13 protein-coding genes are annotated in these 16,559 nt (G+C 73.8%); 5 read left to right on the forward strand and 8 right to left on the reverse strand.

Annotation, left to right across the window (positions count from 1 at the left end):
* From ACFOVU_RS26625 to ACFOVU_RS26655, 7 genes are all read right to left on the reverse strand, one after another.
* Entirely contained in the window at window positions 1-1,083 is a 1,083-nt protein-coding gene (locus ACFOVU_RS26625) for a hypothetical protein (RefSeq protein ID WP_378537982.1), read from the reverse strand.
* 240 nt (window positions 1,084-1,323) lie between these two features.
* The gene (gene yicI, locus ACFOVU_RS26630) at window positions 1,324-3,699 is read right to left on the reverse strand and encodes an alpha-xylosidase (RefSeq protein WP_378537983.1); all 2,376 of its coding nucleotides are present in this window, start codon (window positions 3,697-3,699) and stop codon (window positions 1,324-1,326) included.
* Window positions 3,696-5,114 (reverse strand): GH1 family beta-glucosidase, encoded by a 1,419-nt coding sequence (locus tag ACFOVU_RS26635; RefSeq protein ID WP_378537985.1) that lies wholly within the window; start codon window positions 5,112-5,114, stop codon window positions 3,696-3,698. The genes yicI and ACFOVU_RS26635 overlap by 4 nt, the downstream gene beginning before the upstream one ends.
* Window positions 5,115-5,233: 119 nt before the next feature.
* Window positions 5,234-6,055, reverse strand: coding sequence for a carbohydrate ABC transporter permease (locus ACFOVU_RS26640; RefSeq protein WP_378537986.1), 822 nt, complete (start codon window positions 6,053-6,055; stop codon window positions 5,234-5,236).
* Between the two features lie 5 nt (window positions 6,056-6,060).
* Window positions 6,061-7,026, reverse strand: coding sequence for a carbohydrate ABC transporter permease (locus tag ACFOVU_RS26645; RefSeq protein ID WP_378537987.1), 966 nt, complete (start codon window positions 7,024-7,026; stop codon window positions 6,061-6,063).
* A 10-nt stretch (window positions 7,027-7,036) separates the two neighbouring features.
* Window positions 7,037-8,287 carry a sugar ABC transporter substrate-binding protein gene (locus ACFOVU_RS26650; protein WP_378537989.1) on the reverse strand — a complete coding sequence of 417 codons (1,251 nt, stop codon included), beginning with the start codon at window positions 8,285-8,287 and terminating at the stop codon, window positions 7,037-7,039.
* A 41-nt stretch (window positions 8,288-8,328) separates the two neighbouring features.
* Complete coding sequence (locus ACFOVU_RS26655; RefSeq protein WP_378537990.1) at window positions 8,329-9,342, reverse strand: LacI family DNA-binding transcriptional regulator; 1,014 nt, start codon at window positions 9,340-9,342, stop codon at window positions 8,329-8,331.
* Between the two features lie 289 nt (window positions 9,343-9,631).
* On the opposite strand from ACFOVU_RS26655, the gene ACFOVU_RS26660 reads away from it, so the two are divergent.
* Complete coding sequence (locus ACFOVU_RS26660; protein ID WP_378537992.1) at window positions 9,632-10,375, forward strand: hypothetical protein; 744 nt, start codon at window positions 9,632-9,634, stop codon at window positions 10,373-10,375.
* Here the strand turns inward: ACFOVU_RS26660 and ACFOVU_RS26665 are convergent.
* Window positions 10,372-11,691, reverse strand: coding sequence for a DUF2786 domain-containing protein (locus ACFOVU_RS26665; protein ID WP_378537993.1), 1,320 nt, complete (start codon window positions 11,689-11,691; stop codon window positions 10,372-10,374). The two genes, ACFOVU_RS26660 and ACFOVU_RS26665, sit on opposite strands and share 4 nt — an antisense overlap.
* Window positions 11,692-11,824: 133 nt before the next feature.
* Between ACFOVU_RS26665 and ACFOVU_RS26670 the strand changes: the two genes are divergently transcribed.
* The 4 genes from ACFOVU_RS26670 (at window position 11,825) to ACFOVU_RS26685 (ending at window position 16,541) form a co-directional block, all read left to right on the forward strand.
* Entirely contained in the window at window positions 11,825-12,265 is a 441-nt protein-coding gene (locus ACFOVU_RS26670; RefSeq protein ID WP_378537994.1) for a spore germination protein GerW family protein, read from the forward strand.
* Window positions 12,266-12,737: 472 nt separating this feature from the next.
* Window positions 12,738-15,341 (forward strand): nSTAND1 domain-containing NTPase, encoded by a 2,604-nt coding sequence (locus tag ACFOVU_RS26675; RefSeq protein ID WP_378537995.1) that lies wholly within the window; start codon window positions 12,738-12,740, stop codon window positions 15,339-15,341.
* Between the two features lie 121 nt (window positions 15,342-15,462).
* On the forward strand, window positions 15,463-16,146 hold the full coding sequence (locus ACFOVU_RS26680) for an RNA polymerase sigma factor (protein WP_378537997.1): 684 nt from the start codon (window positions 15,463-15,465) through the stop codon (window positions 16,144-16,146).
* On the forward strand, window positions 16,143-16,541 hold the full coding sequence (locus ACFOVU_RS26685; RefSeq protein WP_378537998.1) for a hypothetical protein: 399 nt from the start codon (window positions 16,143-16,145) through the stop codon (window positions 16,539-16,541). The genes ACFOVU_RS26680 and ACFOVU_RS26685 overlap by 4 nt, the downstream gene beginning before the upstream one ends.
* Window positions 16,542-16,559: the final 18 nt, after the last annotated feature.

Consider the following 16,559-nt stretch of genomic DNA (forward strand, 5'->3'; position numbering starts at 1 on the left):
CTACACATCGCCCCGGCTGGACGTCACCGCGGCGCCCTCGATCCAGAACTCCCGGGCGATCCCGGCCCGGTGCATGTTCCACAGGTCCTGTTCGCTGAACCGGCCCGGATCCGGGCCCTCGCCGGTCACGGGTTCGGTCGCCTCCGGGTCCCAGTCGTAGTACTTGCGGATGTTGGTCTGCGCGGTGATCTCGTAGCTCCAGTCGCCCTCGGCCGCCGAGGGCGGGTAGGCGGTCACCACGCCGGTGTGGTTGTACATCCAGGTGCCGAGCATGGCGGCCCAATCGGGATCGTCGTAGACGTGCCCGGTGCCGTCGGTGCCGGTGCCGAAGGAGTTCCACCCGGTGTTGACCGGGAAGGTGACGGGGCCGTCCGCGTCCTGCTCCCGCGCCTCGGCGATCGCCTGGAGGCCGAGGTCGGTGTGGGCACCGGCCACCTCGTCGCCGAACTCCGGGACCTCGCTCAGGAGCTCCTCGCCGTCGATCTCCATCGTCCCCCCGGAGGCCCCGAGGAAATGGCGCAGCGCGTCCCCGGCGTACTCCCGGCCGGAGAACGCCCAGGAGTTCGCGAGGTCGCGCGCGTCGCGGTAGTCGCGTTGCAGTTCGTGGTCGAGGCACAGGGTCCAGCCGTCGCACCCCGAGACCTCGCTCAGCTCCACGGTGTCGAACTCTTCGTCGGACTCGGTGGCGGCGCCCTCCTCGGGGTGGCGGGGCGGCTCCGGCCACTCCGCGTCGCCGGCAACGGGCGCGCACAACGGCGTGCACACGGAACCGTCGCCGCCTTCGGGGACCGGACGCTCCGATGTCTCCGTTCCGGCGGGGTTCTCGGGACCCATCCCGTTGTGGGGCATCGCCGCGGCCGCGGTGGGCGGCGTGCACACCGCCAGCGTCTCCACCCGGCAGATGGCCTCGTCGAGCAGGGCGTAGACCCGCACGGGGATCCCGAAGGTGAGTACCACCCCCACGACCGTCGTGACCAGGGCGATCACCGCCCCGAGCTCGATCTTCCCCGCCCCGCGGTCGGACCGGCCCGGGAACCGGGGACGTATGCCGCTCCCGTCGCTCCCTTCACTGCGCTGGGGCATGTCGCCTCCAAAGGTGGTGTGAACAGCGCGTTTCTCAAGATCGTCCGGAACCTTATGCCCGGCCCCGGCCGCTGTCGTGAACCCGTGGGCCCAATTTCCGCGCCCCCTGGACCCACGCCACCAGGGCCTTCGCGCAGCCCGCCGCGGCCGGTGCGCCCCCGGGGCCCGGCACCCCATGTGAAAGGCCCCGGTTCCCCTTCGCCGTGGGAGGGGGAACCGGGGCCTCGGCCGGTGGACGGGTCAGGCCAGGGCGATCCGCAGCTCGCGGGTGCCCGGGGCGGCGGCGAGGGTCACCCCCTCCGCTGTCGCGTGGACGCCCGCGGCGCCCTGGGCCGCCCCGGGCGCGTGCACGCCCACCAGGAGCACGTTCCAGGCGGGCGGGTCCCCGTGGTCGGTGGTGACGGTGACCGCGCCGTCGGCGATCCGGGTCGTGAACGTCGCCGCGGGGCTCCCGTCCGGGGCGTGCACCACCGTGGCCGTGCCCGCAGCGGCGCCCTCGGCCCCCACCGTGGCTCGGCCCCGCTCCTCCGGCGCGGCCGCCGCCCCGTATACCCGCAGGGTCACGCCGTTGAGGTGGTCGTAGTCGGGCCGGGTGTCCTCGGCGCCGACGGGCACCACCGCCCCCGGCCGCACCAGCAGCGGCAGGGAGTCGAAGCCGTGGGCCTCGCGCCGCCACGACGGCCCGCTGACGGTCTCGCCGGTCAGGAAGTGGGTCCACTCCCCCTCGGGCACGTAGTACTCCACGGTGTCATCGGCGCTCAGCACCGGCGCCACCAGCAGGTCGCCGCCCAGCATGTACTGGGTGTCGAGGTGGTGGCAGGCGGGGTCGCCGGGGAACTCCAGCAGCATCGCCCGCATGACCGGCGTCCCCTGCTCGTGCGCCTGCACCGCCGCGCCGAACAGGTAGGGCATGAGCCGGCACTTGAGGCGGGTGAAGAGGCGTGCGACGTCCACCGCCTCCCCGTCGAACGCCCACGGCACCCGGTAGGACCGGCTGCCGTGCAGCCGGGAGTGCGAGGACAGCAGCCCGAACGCCAGCCAGCGCTTGAACAGCGCGGGATCGGGGGTGCCCTCGAAGCCCCCGATGTCATGGCTCCAGAACCCGAACCCCGACAGCCCCAGCGACAGCCCGCCGCGCAGGCTCTCGGCCATGGCCTCGAAGGTCGACGCGCAGTCGCCGCCCCAGTGCACCGGGAACCGCTGCCCGCCGGCGGTGGCCGAGCGGGCGAACACGACCGCCTCCCCGTCGCCGCGGTGCCGCCGCAGCAGCTCGAACACCGTCTCGTTGTAGAGCTGCGTGTAGTAGTTGTGCATGCCGTGGGGGTCGGAGCCGTCCGCCCACACCACATCGGTGGGGATGCGCTCGCCGAAGTCGGTCTTGAAGGTGTCGACCCCCATGTCGAGCAGCCTGCGGAGCTTGCCCGCGTACCACTCCCGCGCGGCGGGGCTGGTGAAGTCCACCAGCGCCATCCCCGCCTGCCACTTGTCCCACTGCCACACGCTCCCATCGGGCCGCCGGACGAGGTGGCCCAGGCGCGCCCCCTCCTCGAACAGCGCCGAGCGCTGCGCGATGTAGGGGTTGATCCACACGCACACGCGCAGCCCCCACTCCCGCAGCCGGGCCAGCATGCCCTTCGGGTCGGGGAAGACATCGGGATCCCACTCGAAGTCGCACCAGTGGAACTCCCGCATCCAGAAGCAGTCGAAGTGGAACACGCTCAGCGGGATGTCGCGCTCCGCCATTCCCTTGACGAAGGAGTTGACGGTCTCCTCGTCGTAGTCGGTGGTGAAGGAGGTCGACAGCCACAGCCCGAACGACCAGGGCGGCGGCAGAGCGGGACGACCGGTGAGGGCGGTGTAGCGGGCCAGGACCTCCTTGGGCGTGGGCCCGTGGATCACGAAGTAGCGCAGCCGCTGGTCCTCGACGCTCATCTGGACCCGGCCCACCGACTCCGACCCCACCTCCAGCGACACCGGTCCCGGGTGGTCGATGAAGACGCCGTACCCGCGGTTGGTCAGGTAGAACGGGACGTTCTTGTACGCCTGCTCGCTGCTGGTGCCGCCGTCGGCCTGCCACAGGTCGACGACCTGCCCGTTGCGCACGAACGGCGTGAAGCGCTCCCCCAGGCCGTAGACCAGCTCGCGCACGCCCAAGGCGAGCTGAGTGAGCATGTGGTGGGCGCCGTCCGGGGTCTCGGCGAACCCCGTTCCCTTGGCGTCGACGGAGGTGAGGGTGCGCCCGCCGGCGCGGAAGTCGAGCCGCAGCGGCCCTTCCGTCGCCACGCTCAGGGTGAGGTCCCCGCTGGTCAGCTCGGCGGCCCCGTCGCCGCGGACGGCCGTGGGCGCGGCGGCGGGATCGGGGGTGAGCGCGTAGGCGGGGTTGGCGCGCACGCCCCCCGCGAGGTGGGTGGCCTCGACGCCGATCACCCCGGGCGCGGGCGACCAGCACTCGATGGTGATCAGCGGGGTGTTGAGGGTGTCGCCCCGGTGGAGGACGGGCTTGACGGGAGCGTAGAGGGTGATCCGGTCGTCGGCGACGTTGGTTCCGCGGGCCTCGCGGGCGTAGTGGGCGCGCACGCCCTCCCGCATCAGCCAGAAGCCGTCGGTGAACTTCATCGGGCCGCCGCCTCTCCCGCGTGCCGCCGCCCGTGCACCCGGATCAGCTCGCGGAACCAGTGGTAGCTGTCCTTGGGGGTCCGCTCCAAGGTGTCGTAGTCGACCCGGATGATCCCGAACCGGCGCTCGTAGCCATAGGCCCATTCGAAGTTGTCCAGCAGCGACCAGACGAAGTGGCCGCGCACGTCCACCCCGGCCTCGATGGCGGCGGCGACCGCCGCGAGGTGGTCGCGGAGGTAGTCAATGCGCCCGGTGTCGTGCACCCGGCCGTCGGCGTCCGGCTCGTCGGCCTCGGCCGACCCGTTCTCGGTGATGTACACCGGCGGCAGGTCGTAGCGCCGGTCCAGGTCCACGAGCAGGTCGGTGAACGAGGCCGGGACGACCGGCCAGCCCATGGTCGTGTAGCGAACCCCCTCGATCGGCACCTCCTCGGCACCGATGTCCATCGCGGTGCGCAGGGCGGTGTCCGGTTCCCGGTGCGGGGCGTCGCGCAGCACGACGGGCCGGTAGAAGTTGATGCCGAGAAAGTCCAGCGGCTGCGCGATCACCTCCAGGTCGCCGCTTTCGCGGTAGGACCCGTCGGCCAGGGCGCCCCAGGTCTCGGCCTCGTTGTGCGGGTAGCGGGCGTTGAGGAGCGGTTCGAGCCAGACCCGGTTGTGGAGGGTCTCGGCGCGGTCGACGGCCGCGCGGTCGGCATCGGAGCCGGTGGCGGGCAGCAGCCGGTCGAGGTTGAGGGTGATGCCGACCTCGGCGGTGCCGCCCCGGGCCGCGGCCGAGGCGCGCAGCTCGCGGGCGGCCAGCCCGTGGGCGAGCATCAGGTTATGGGCGGCGGCGAGGGCGGGGGTGCCCTCGCGGGCGCCCGGGGCGTGCCGGCCCACGGCGTAGCCGATGAAGGCCGAGCACAGCGGCTCGTTGAGGGTGATCCAGCGCGTGATCCGGTCGCCGAGCCGGTCGGCGGTGATGCGGGCGTACTCGGCGAAGCGCTCGGCCGTGGAGCGAACCCGCCAGCCGCCCTCGTCCTCCAGCTCCTGGGGCAGGTCCCAGTGGTACAGGGTGGCGACCGGTTCGATCCCGGCGGCCAAGAGCTCGTCGACCAGCCGGTCGTAGAAGGCCAGGCCCTCGGGGTTGGCGGGCCCGCGCCCGCCGGGCCGGATGCGCGGCCACGCGGTGGAGAAGCGGTAGGCGCCCACGCCCAGCTCCTTCATCAGCGCGACGTCCTCGGGGTAGCGGTGGTAGTGGTCGCAGGCGGTGTCGCCGGTCTCGCCGCGCAGGACGTTGCCGGGGGTGTGCGCGTAGGTGTCCCAGATGGAGGGGGTGCGGCCGCCTTCGGTGGCGGCGCCCTCGATCTGGTAGGAGGCGGTGGCGGTGCCGAACAGGAAGCCGGCGGGCAGTACGGGGAACCGATCGTCTGTCATGGTGCGCTGTCCTCGTGTCGGTGTTCGGTGTTCGGTGTTCGCTGTTCCCTGGCGGACGCGCGCTGCGCGCGGGGACCGGAGCGCGGCGCCGGGCGGGCCGCGCGCCGTTGCGGGGCGGGTCACTTGACCGACCCCGCCGTCATCCCGGCGGCGACATAGCGCTGCGCGACGACCAGCAGCGCGGCGGCGGGGATGGACGACAGGGTGGCCACCGCCATCACCGCCCCCCAGTCGCCCACATGTGCGCCGATGTACTCGTAGATGCCCAGGGTCACCGGCTTGACGGCGTCGGTGGTGTTGAGCGTGAGGGCGAACATGAAGTCGCTCCAGGCGAACAGGAAGGTGAAGAGCCCGCCGGTGATCAGGGCGTTGCGGCTCATCGGCAGCACGATCCGCAGCAGCACCCGGAGCCGGCCCGCTCCGTCGACCATGCCCGCCTCGACCACCTCGCGCGGGATCGACACCATGAAGGCGCGCAGCAGGATGATCGTGAAGGGGATCCCCAGGGAGGCGTCGGCGAGGATCAGCCCGAGGTAGGAGTTGACGAGGTCGAGCTCGACGTAGGCGTTGTAGATGGCGTTGGCCACGACGATGCCGGGCACCATCTGGGTGATCAGGGCCCCGAAGACGACCGAGCGGGACCCGGGCGGGCGGAACTGCGCCAGCGCGTAGGCCGCCGGTGCGGCCACCGCCAGGCACACGCCCACCGCGCCCAGTGCGACGAGCATGCTGGTGACGAGGTTGCCGCCCTGCGACTCCCAGGCGCGGGCGAAGTTGCCCAGGTCGAGGGTGCGGGGGAACCAGCCGATGTCGGCCATGACCACACCGGGTTGCAGCGCCGTGTTGACCATCCAGTACAGCGGGAACAGCAGCACGGCCAGGATGGCGGTGCCGATCACCAGGTCGGCGCGGCCGCGGCGGGTCCGCGTTGTGCTGCGCATCGGCGTCATCTCCCCTCGGTGAAGCCGTCGCGGTTGGCCCGCAGGTAGATGACGGCGAAGACCATGCTGACCAGGATCAGGACGTTGCCGACGACGGCGCCCTGGCCGAAGTCGAGTTGCAGGAACGACAGCTGGTAGGTGTGGGTGCCCAGCGTCTCGGTGGCGTGCGCCGGGCCGCCGTTGGTGAGGGCGAGGATGAGGTCGAGGATCTTCACGGTCGACATGAACCCGAGCACGAGCACCACCGTCACGACCGGGCGCAGCATCGGCAGGGTGACCCCGAAGAACGCGCGCACCGGGCCCGCGCCGTCGATCACCGCGGCCTCGCGGACCTCGGCGGGGATCTCTTGCAGCCCGCCGTAGAGGATGACCATGTTGAACGGGATGCCGATCCAGATGTTGACCAGGATCACCGAGACCAGCGCGGCGTCCGGGCTGCTCAGCCAGGGGATGTTGGCCGACGTGAGCTGGAGGCCGCGCAGGATCTCGTTGGCCACGCCCGTCTCCTCGTCGAGCACGCGGCGCCAGACCGTTCCGGCCACCACCATGGGGATGAGCCAGGGCAGCAGGAGCAGGGAGCGCAGCACGCCCGACAGCGGGAAGCGGCGGGAGAAGAACAGCGCGAGGCCCATGCCGATGGTGAACTGGCCGGCCAGCGAGCCCAGCGTGAAGAGCAGGGTGTGCCAGAGCGAGGCGCCGAACAGCTCGTCGGCGAAGACGGCCCGCCAGTTGTCCAGGCCGGCGAAGGGCGCCTCCCCGGTGAAGTACGTGGCGACGGAGTAGTCCTGGAAGCTCATCGTCACGTTGCGGATCAGCGGGTAGCCGAAGAACGCGAGCATGTAGAGGACGGCGGGCGCGATGAACAGCCATTGCGCGGCCGATCTGCGGCGCCGCGCGGACCGGGCGGCGTCGGCACTGGTGCGGGAGCGCTCCCGCGGCGCGGGCGGGGCGGGTGAGGTCGTCGTGGTCATGGGGGCTCCCTCACAGCTCCTCGTCGATCTGCGCCTGCGCCTGACTGAGAGCGCTTTCCGGACTGGCCTGCCCGGTCAGCGCCGCTTGGAGCGCGGTGCCGATGGCCTGGGAGTAGGTGTTCCACTCGGTGCCGACGTACTCGGTCCGGCTGCGGGCGGTCTGCACCTGGTCGGCGAACGGGGCGAGTTCGGGCACCTCTTCGCGGTAGCCCTCGACGGCCCCGGCGTCCAAGGGGACGTTGCTGACCCTGGCCGCCCAGTCGAGCTGCGCCTCGGGGGTGGTGAGGCAGGCGACGAGGGCCGCCGCCGTCCGCTCGCGTTCGGGGCGCTCGCGGTTGACCGGGACGGTGTAGGTCTCGCCCCCGAGGGGGGCCACCGGGGTCGCCCCCGCCTCGGGCACCGGGATCTCCACGACGCCCCAGTTCACATCGGGGTGCTCACGCAGGACCGGCATCTGCCACGGGCCGTTGACCATCATGGCGGCGTTGCCCGCGATGAACTGGTCGTTGACATCGGCCTGCGTCCAGTTCACCGCCGAGCGCGACGCGTATCCGGCCTCGATCAGTGAGGTCACGAAGGTGAGCGCCTCGACCGCTTCGGGGGCGCCCAGCTCGCGTTCGTCGCCGCCGTTGGACCACAGCCACGGCAGGAACTGGTACACGCCGTCCTCGGTGGCCAGGGCGCTGATGGCCAGGCCGTAGCGGTCGCCCTCGGTGAGGGCTGCGGCGGCCCGCCGCAGCTCCTCCCACGTCTCGGGCGGCTCGACCCCGGCCTCCTCCAGAATGTCGGTGTTGTAGAAGAGGCCGAGCGAGTTCACCGAGCGCGCGGCGCCGTAGTAGACGCCGTCGTAGCCGCCGAAGGACAGCGCGCCGTCGGAGAGCGAGGCGGTCGACAGGCCCAGCTCCTCCAGCGGGACCAGGCCGCCCGCCGCGGCGAACTGGGGCAGGTCCGATCCGTCCACGATCAGGACATCGGGCAGCGACCCGGACGACGCCATGCGCAGCGCCTTGGGAACGAGCTGGTCGGCGGGCACGCTGAGCTGCTGCACGCGCACGCCCGCCTCCGCGCCGCAGCGGTCCATCTCCTCCTGGTCCCAGGTGTGGTAGGGCTCATCGGTGGCGGAGTTCATGATCGTGAACACGCCGGGGTCGGGCTCGGCGGCGCAGCCGGCGGCGGTGAGCGCCAGCGCCGCGACGGCCGCGGTCAGGGGAACGGGGCGTAGGCAACGGGGGGCGGGGTGGTCGGGGGTCCGGTGGGGCATGTGGGTGCTCCGTCCTCGCAGACGGCGGATGGGCGGTGGGTTCAGGCGGGCGGCGCCAGGGTGCCCCCGCTGGTGAGCCGGGGCGGGATCAGGACGCCGGCCCCCTGATCGGGGGCGTCCCGGTCGGGGCGGGAGGCGGCGACGGCCAGCCGGGTCACGGCGGCCGACATCTCGGTCACGGGCAGCTCGATGCGGGTGGTGTCGAGCCCGCCGAGGTCTTCGGGGAAATTGCCGATGGCGATGAGCGACACGTCTCGGGGCACCTCCACGCCGCGGCCCGAGAGATGGCGCAGGATGCCGGGGATCGCGGCGGGGTGCTGGACGGCCAGGCCGGTGGGCGGTTCGGGCGCGTCGAACAGCGCGTCGATCCGGCGGGCCAGCTCGGCGGGGTCGGTGCTGGAGGGGTGGACGGGTACCCCGGTGCCGAGGCCGGCGGCGGCGCGGCGGGCGCCGTCGATGCCGCGGACGGAGTAGCTGCGGCGGGTGCGGATATCGGCCTCGACGGTGGCGAGGTAGTGGATGCGCCGGTGCCCGGCGCCGTGGAGGGTGCGCACCGCCAGCGCGGCGGCCGCGGCCCAGTCGAGGTCGGCCCAGGGGGCGGCGGCCTCGTCGGCGGGGCGGCCCAGCAGCGCGACGGGCAGGCCGAGGCCGTGCATGGCGTCGATCCGGGGGTCCTCCATCTCGACCCCCATGAGCACGGCGGAGTCGGCCAGCCTGCTGCGCGCGACGCGCTCCAGCCCCGATCCGCCGTCGCCCGCGGTGATCAGCAGGAGGTCGTGGCCGAACGCGCGGGCCGCCTCACTGATCCCGTACATGAAGCGCCCGCCCACCGGCAGGTAGCCGCGCGCGGGCAGCGGCAGGGACAGGGCGATGACGTTGGTGCGGGTACTGCGCAGCGACCGGGCGCCGGCGTTGGGGTGGTAGCCCAGTTCGGCGATCGCGGCGCGCACGGCGTCGCCGGTCTCCGCGGAGATCTTCCGCGATCCGCTGAGCACGTAGGAGACGGTGGAGGGCGCCACTCCGGCGGCCCGGGCGACATCCTTGATCGTCACCATGAACGGCCTCCCGCAGTCGACCCCGCCGGAACGATCCGCCACTGTCGAATCGATTCACCTGGATCGTAAGAACCCGGCGCTCCGGGGTCAATGCCCCTTCGGCGCAGGTATCGCGGCGGCCGGCCGGGAAACGGCCGCCGCGGCATACTTGGGCGCGGGCTTTACCCTCCCTTTGCCAGAAATGATGGTGCGAGATATCGTTTCTCACCGTTCATGTTTTTTCGTGGGGCGGCGGGCGCCGCGTCCTGTCCGGGATGGAACAGCGGTGGATCTGGACGATACGCAGGTAATGCACAGGCCCGGGGAATTCGGCGGCCCGGAGGACGGCCCGGCCCCCTGGGAGGCGGTGGCGCGCGACCGCCTGAGCGGGGCGATGCGGCGGTTCGCCGGCCCTCTGGCGGAGCTGGTGCAGCGCGGGGCCAACGAGGGCGACACCCGGCTGCTCGTGACCGATTTCCTCAGCGACGCCCTCAATTACAACAAGTACGGCGAACTGACCACGGAATACCGCACCAAGGGTGAATCCGTCGATTACGGGATCGTCCTCGAGGACGAATTGTTCGCCCTCATCGAGGTGAAACCGGTCGGGCAGAGCCTCGACAACCGCAACCTCCGCCAGGCGAAACTACAGGCCGTGTCGGAGAATGTGGAATGGGTGATCCTCACCAACGGCTCCGTCTGGCAGGTCCACCACTTCCCGGCCGACGAATCCGGCGCCTCCGAGCTGATCATCGACGTCGACGTCCTCGACGACGAGGCGCGCGACACCACCGTCGACGCGCTGTTCCACCTCAGCCGCGAAGCCGTGCAGAACGGGCGCCTTGACGACCTGCGCAAATGGCGCGCTGCCCTGGGCCCGGCCCCGCTCGCCGACGCGCTGCGCAGCACGCGCGTGGTCACGGCCATCCGCGCCGAACTCCGGCGCCGCACCGGCCACGCGGGCCACGTCGGCGACTCCGACGAGATCGTCCGCGCCCTGGCCGACGACGTCGTCGCCCGCGGCCTCCTCGACACCGCCGGAGGCGAAGGCTAGCCGCGGCCCAGCCGGCCGCGCGCGTCCAGCGCGGTGTCGTCGGCCGCGGCGCGGCCCGACTCCCACCCCTCGTGGTCGTGGACCCCGCGGATCCGGCCCCGCACGGTCTGGGGGAACAGGCTCTCCGTTGCGTCCTCGACCTCGCGGTCGCGCGCGGCCAGGACCGGCAGCAGGTCACCGCCGGCCTGCTCCTCGGCCGCGCGCCGCTCCTCGGCTCCGGCCGCCGCGCGCAGCCGCTCGCCGATGCGCTGGGCGAACGCGTGCAGGAAGGAGTGGCGGAACGCCTTCCGGCGCCCCCCGGCCATGGTCCCGGCCGCCTGCACCAGCAGGGACGTGAACATCAGCTCCACCGCGTCCAGCTCGCCGGGAAAGCCCACCACCGTGCACCAGCCGAGGTCCTGGTCCCACACTGCACGGCAGCCGTTGGCCTCGGCGACCGTGTCGAGCAGGACGGCCTTGGCGTCGGGGTAGGGGTCGTCGACCGGGATGCGCCGGCCGACCGGGCCGCCGTTGTCGCCCGCCTCCGCCGCGGCCAGCAGCGCTTCGTCGATCCGGTGGCGCGCCATCAGCTCCTGCGCGCGTGCCGTGAGCGCATCGGCCTCAGCGGGGAAGCCGGTGCTCTCGGCCTTGCCGAGCAGCGCCCGGACCTTGTCGAGCATCCGCCGGTCCACCGGCGCGGCCCCGCGGGCGGCCTGCGGGGCGGCGATGCGCCGGGCCCGGCCGGGCGGCGGCCGCAGCTGCGTAATGGCCGGCAGCCGCGAGAGCACGTGCAGCGTCTCCACCGCGGCCTCGATCCACTCGGCGCGCAGGGCGCCGGCGCGGCGCGTCCACGCGCGCACGTAGGCGTCGTCGCCGTCCCACCACTGGCGGGCGCCGATGGATGCGAGCTGGCCGTCCCAGCTCGCGTCGATGGTCCGCGGGTCGTAGCGCCGCAGTTCGGCCGCGATCATGTCGGTCGCGACGCCGGCCTGCGTGTCGCCTGCGGAGCGCCGCACGTGCCGGACGAGCTCGGCGGGCTGCCACCCCTTGTGCCAGGCGGAGGAGGTGGCGCCGATGAGCCGGGCGACGAGCGCGCGGTCGGCCGCGTCGCAGGACGCCTCGTCGGGCCGGGCCGTGAGCTGGTCGAGGCACCACTGCACCTCGCCGTGGTCGCCCCGGCCGTGCGCGTCCAGCGCCGCGCCGATCAGGTCGTCGGGGGACGGCGGAACGGCGTCGGCTGCGGGGCCCGTCTTCGCGCCGGGCGCGGCGGAACCGCCGCCCCGGCCGGCGCCCTTCCGCTGCCCGGCCCGCCTGCGCCCGCGATCGGCCCCGCCCACACGTCCCCCATTCACCCCCGGGCGCCTCATGCGCCCGGATGCGATCCATGGTCGCAGCTCCGAACGGACCGCCGAGGCACCGTCCCCGGGGTAGCGTGAGAAACCGATGCGACCGGGAAAGGACACAGGACCCATGAGCCCTTCGAACGTCCCCGCTGAGGTGGATCCGGCCGTCCGGCAGGCGGTGGACCGGCGGGTGGCGGCGCCCCGCGGTTCGGTCGCGGACGGACTCGTGTCCCGGATCGGCGGCGCGCTGAACGCGCACGCCGTCTACGGCGCCCCCGTCGAGCGCGCTGGGGTCACGGTGATCCCCGTCGCCAAGGTCGCCTTCGGCTTCGGCAGCGGCGCCGGTGAAGGCGGGCCGGACACCCGCGGGGCGGGCGACGGCGCCGGAGGCGGCGGGACCGCCGTCCCCCTCGGCTTCATCGAGATCAGGGACGACGGGGCGGCGTTCGTCCCGATCCGCCGCCCGGCGAAGGCGATCGTCATCCCGCTGGCGTTCATCGCCGGCGCCACGGCGGTCGGCATCGTCTCGACCGTGATGAAACGACGCGCCATCGCGCTGCGGCGCTAGCCGGCGGGCGCTGCCCGCCCCGGTCGCCGCGCACCGGGCGGGCCGTCCCCAACCGTTCGGGCCCGCGCACGGTCCTCCCGTGTATGAAGCGACTCCCCGTGATCCTCCCGGGAACCGCCCTCTGCGCGGCGGGCTGCTCGTCCGGGCCGTTCGCCGATCCCCGCGAACGGGCGGTCGCCGACCTCGATACCGCCGGCCCCGGCGAGGGCGAGGTCCTCAACTTCACTCCAGGCCAGGCGGGCAACAGCGCCCTGCCCCGGTCCTCTTCGACGTGCCCCTCGGCACCGACGAGGTCACCCTCGTGCTCGTCCTCAACGTCCGGATGAGCCCTCTGCTAGGTCAGGGAGACGTCGCGTGGTCCCCGGAGCCGCCGCCCGAGGAAGTCGAGCTCACATTTGAAAGTAACTAGTCCGGATCGCGTCGTGACGGACTGTACCCTGCTGTGGAACTTCCCGGAGGAAGGGGCACCGTCATGGGAGGTCCGCTCGCGCACGACCACGGCCCGCTCGGCCGCTCGATCATCCGCATCTGGGATTCCCGCGGTGATGTCGCGGGCGCCGGGTTCCTGATCGGCCCGCGCCAGGCGGCGACGTGCGCGCACGTCGTCGCGGCGGCGATCGGCGGCGACCCCGAGGCCGCCCCGGCGCCGGACGGCCCCCTCACGGTCGACTTCCCCATCACGGGCGACCGCGACGGCGCCTCCGCCCCGATCACGGCACACGTGCGGGCGTGGCGGCCCATCCTGCCCGACGGCACCGGCGACGTCGCGGTCCTCGAACTCGCCGAACCGGCGCCGCCCGCGGCTCAGCCACCGCCGATGCGCCGCGCCGGGCACGTCTGGGACCACGGCTTCCACGTGCTCGGCTTCCCCGCGGGCATGCAGGACGGCGTGTGGGCGTCCGGCACGCTCCGCGACTCCCAGGGCACCCGGTGGGTCCAGCTCCAGGGCGCCGCGAACGGCCGCCCCATCACCGCGGGCTTCAGCGGGGCGCCGGTGTGGGATTCCGAGATCGGTGCCGTCGTGGGCATGGTCGTCGCCGCCGACGACGACCGCTCCGTCTCCACCGCCTACCAGATCCCGATCGAGCAGGTCCTCGGCTCCGACCCCGAGCTGATGCCCAACCCCTACCGCGGCCTGGAGGCGTTCGGCGAGGAGCACAGCGCCTACTTCCACGGCCGCGACGACGACGTCGGGCGGCTCGTCGACGCCGTGGCCCACCATCCCGTGGTCGCGGTCACCGGCCACTCCGGGGTCGGCAAGTCCTCGCTGGTCCGCGCGGGCCTCCTGGCACGGCTGCGGGCCGATGGCGCCCGGATCGCCGAGGTCAGGCCGTCCCCGGCCGTTCCCGCACGCGCCGCGCTGGCCGCCGCCCTGGCGCGGCTGCTGGCCGCGGCGCCGGCCACTGGGCCGACCGCAGGGCCGACCGCGGGCGACCTGGCCGCCAGGCTGGCGACGGACGGCGGGGCGATCGGCTCCGTCGCGGCAGAGGTCGCCGCGCTCGCCGCGAGCGGCGCCGAGGGCGCGGGCGGGGTGCTCTTCCTCGACCAGTTCGAGGAGCTGGCCGGCGAGAGCCCCGCCGAGGCGCGGGAGCTGCTGCGCCTCGTCGCCACGCTGATCGAGGAGGCCGGCCGCGCGGCGGGGCCCGGCCGCCGCCCGCTGCGGGTGGTGCTCACCCTGCGGCTGGAGAGCATCGGCGAGCTGCTCGCTCCGGACGGCCCGGTGGCGGCCGAGGCCACGGTCGTCGCCCTGTCCCCCATGAACCGCGCCCGGCTGCGGGAGGCCATCGTCGGCCCGGCCGGGCACGCACCGGGCCTGTACTTCGCGCCCGGCCTGGTCGAGCGCATCCTCGACGACGCCGGCACCGCCCCCGGCCAGCTCCCGCTGGTGGAATCCCTGCTCACCCTGTTGTGGGAGCGCCGCGAGGGCGGCTCCGTGACCGCCGAGGCCTACCAGCGGATCGGCGGCGTGTCCGGTGCGGTGACACGCAGCGCCGAGGAGGCGATCGCCGCCTACTCCGCCACCGGGGACCGTGCCCGGCTCCGGCGGCTGTTCACCCTCCTGGCCCGCCCGGACGATGACCCGTCCGGCGCCGACGACCACCCCGAGGCCCGGTTCGCGCGCCGCCGGATCCGCCTCGACGGGCTGCCCACCCCTCTGCGGCGGCTCGCGCAGGACCTTGCGGCGAGCCGACTGCTGGTCATCGGGCGCGGCGTGGACGGCGCCCCGACGGCCGAGCTCGCCCATCAGGCGCTGATCGACCACTGGCCGCGGTTGCGCGGCTGGCTCACCGAGGACCTCGGCTTCCTGCGCTGGCGCGACCGGCTCGACCAGCAGCTCGCCCGCTGGGAGCGGGCGGGCCGCGCACCCGATCTGCTGCTGCGCGGGGCGTCGCTGACCGAGGCGCGGCGCCGGCTCTCCGCCCGGCCCGGCGACCACACCGCCGCGCACCGCTCCTACATCGGTGCGAGCCGGGGGCGCCGCGCCCGGCGCCGGACGGCCCTGGTCGCCGCGGCGGGCGCGGTGGTCGTGGCGACAGCGGGCACGACGTTCGCGTTCGCCCGCACGGGCATCGGCGGGCCGGCCGGCAGGGCGGCGGCGCCCGAGTCCGTCGCAGGTGCTTCCGGTGCCACGGGCACCGCGCCGCCCCCGGGCCTCGAGGCGACGGCGCCCGATCCCGGGAGGGGCCTCACGGCGACCGCCGCCCCTTTCCCGAGTTCCGGGCCCGAAGCGTCCGCCCAGCCGGACGACCCAGCGGCGGACTCCCCCGCGTCGCCCGGACCGGCGGATCCGGAGCCGGCCGGCACCCCCGAATGCGACGAGCGGCGCATCTGCTTCTGGACGGAGGAGAACTACACCGGCGACAAGTTCACGTTCCCGATCGACCTCTCCAGCACCTCGGAATGCAACGACATCGGGTTCACCGCGCGCTCCGCCTACAACAACAGTTCGACCGGCGAGAGCCAGCGGCTCCACTCGACGGACACGTGCTCGGTCATCGGCCCCGACGCCGAGACGGTCCTCGTCGACGGTCAGGCGAAGCCGTCGATCGCCGCCACCCACTACATGCACACCTGACGCTCGGCGCCGCCCGATCCCGCGGGCATCGCGAAATCCTCTCCGGTGTCCCCAACCTTCCGCGCCCCTTTCCGGTCTCCCCGGTCAAAGGGCGACGAGGACGAAAAGGGGACGGTGCACGATGGCACCACCAGTGGACGGCCTGGACGGGGCGCGCGACGCCGCGCTGAACGCGCTGCTGGGCTCGGTGCTCCGGCGGCTGCCGGACGTGCCCGCGGGAGGGGTCCGGGCCGACCGGTCGCGGCGCTCGGGGATCAGCCGGGTCGCCCGGACCGCGCCGCCGCCGGGCCACGAGTCGCCGTTCACGCGGCTGCTGGTCGACGTGTTCGCCGCGTCCCGCGACGCGTTCATCGGCTACGCGGTCAACCGGACCGGGAGCCGTGAGAGCGCGGAGGACATCGCGCAGACCGCCTTCATGCGCGTGTTCGCCCGCTGCCCCGACGTCAAGGACCCCGCGCGCCTCCGCTCCTACCTGTGGACGGCGGTCCGCAACCTCACCAATGACGCGCTGGGCAGGATCGCCGTCGAGCGCGAGCGCATCGAGCCCGCCGCCGGGGACCAGGTCGAACGGCTCTGCGAGCGCGCCGGCCTCCCCTTCGACGACCTCGTGGCCCTGCGCGACGCGCTGATCGCCGCGCTGGACACGCTGTCGCCCCGCGAACGCGAGGCGGTGGTGCTGCGTGGCTACGGCGGCTACACCTACGCGCAGACCGCCGCGATCATGGGCGTCGCCGAGGGAAGCGCGAAGAGCTACGCCCACCACGGCCTGGCGCGCGTGCGAAGACTGCTGGAGCCCGGCAGATGACCGGCCGCCCCTCCGGTGAGCCGGTGGCGGGCGGTGGCGGCGCCACCGGTGATGCCGTGTGGGCGCTGGGCTGGCTGGCCGCTCAGATCGCCGACGGCGCCGCCCCTGAGCCGCCCCTGGAACCGCCCGGCGGGGCACCGGATATGGACGGGTCCGGCCCCGCCGGGCCGGACGGCCACCTCACGCGCGCACGTGCGCTGGGGATCGCGGCCCTGCTGCTCGGCACACCGGATGCGGCCCAGGAGGCGCTGCACGCGGCGCTGTGCCGGCTGCTGCTGACGCCCGATGATGCGCCGCGCGTGGACCCCCCGCTCGGCCTGGCGGCCGCCCTGGTCGCGGAGGCGCGGCGGGCCCGGCCCGAGGAACATGACGGCCCCGCCCCGGACGGCGGCTGACCAGCGGGCGCCCCCATG

The organism is Nocardiopsis sediminis, from assembly GCF_042650565.1.
Taxonomy (GTDB): Bacteria; Actinomycetota; Actinomycetes; order Streptosporangiales; family Streptosporangiaceae; genus Nocardiopsis_B; species Nocardiopsis_B sediminis.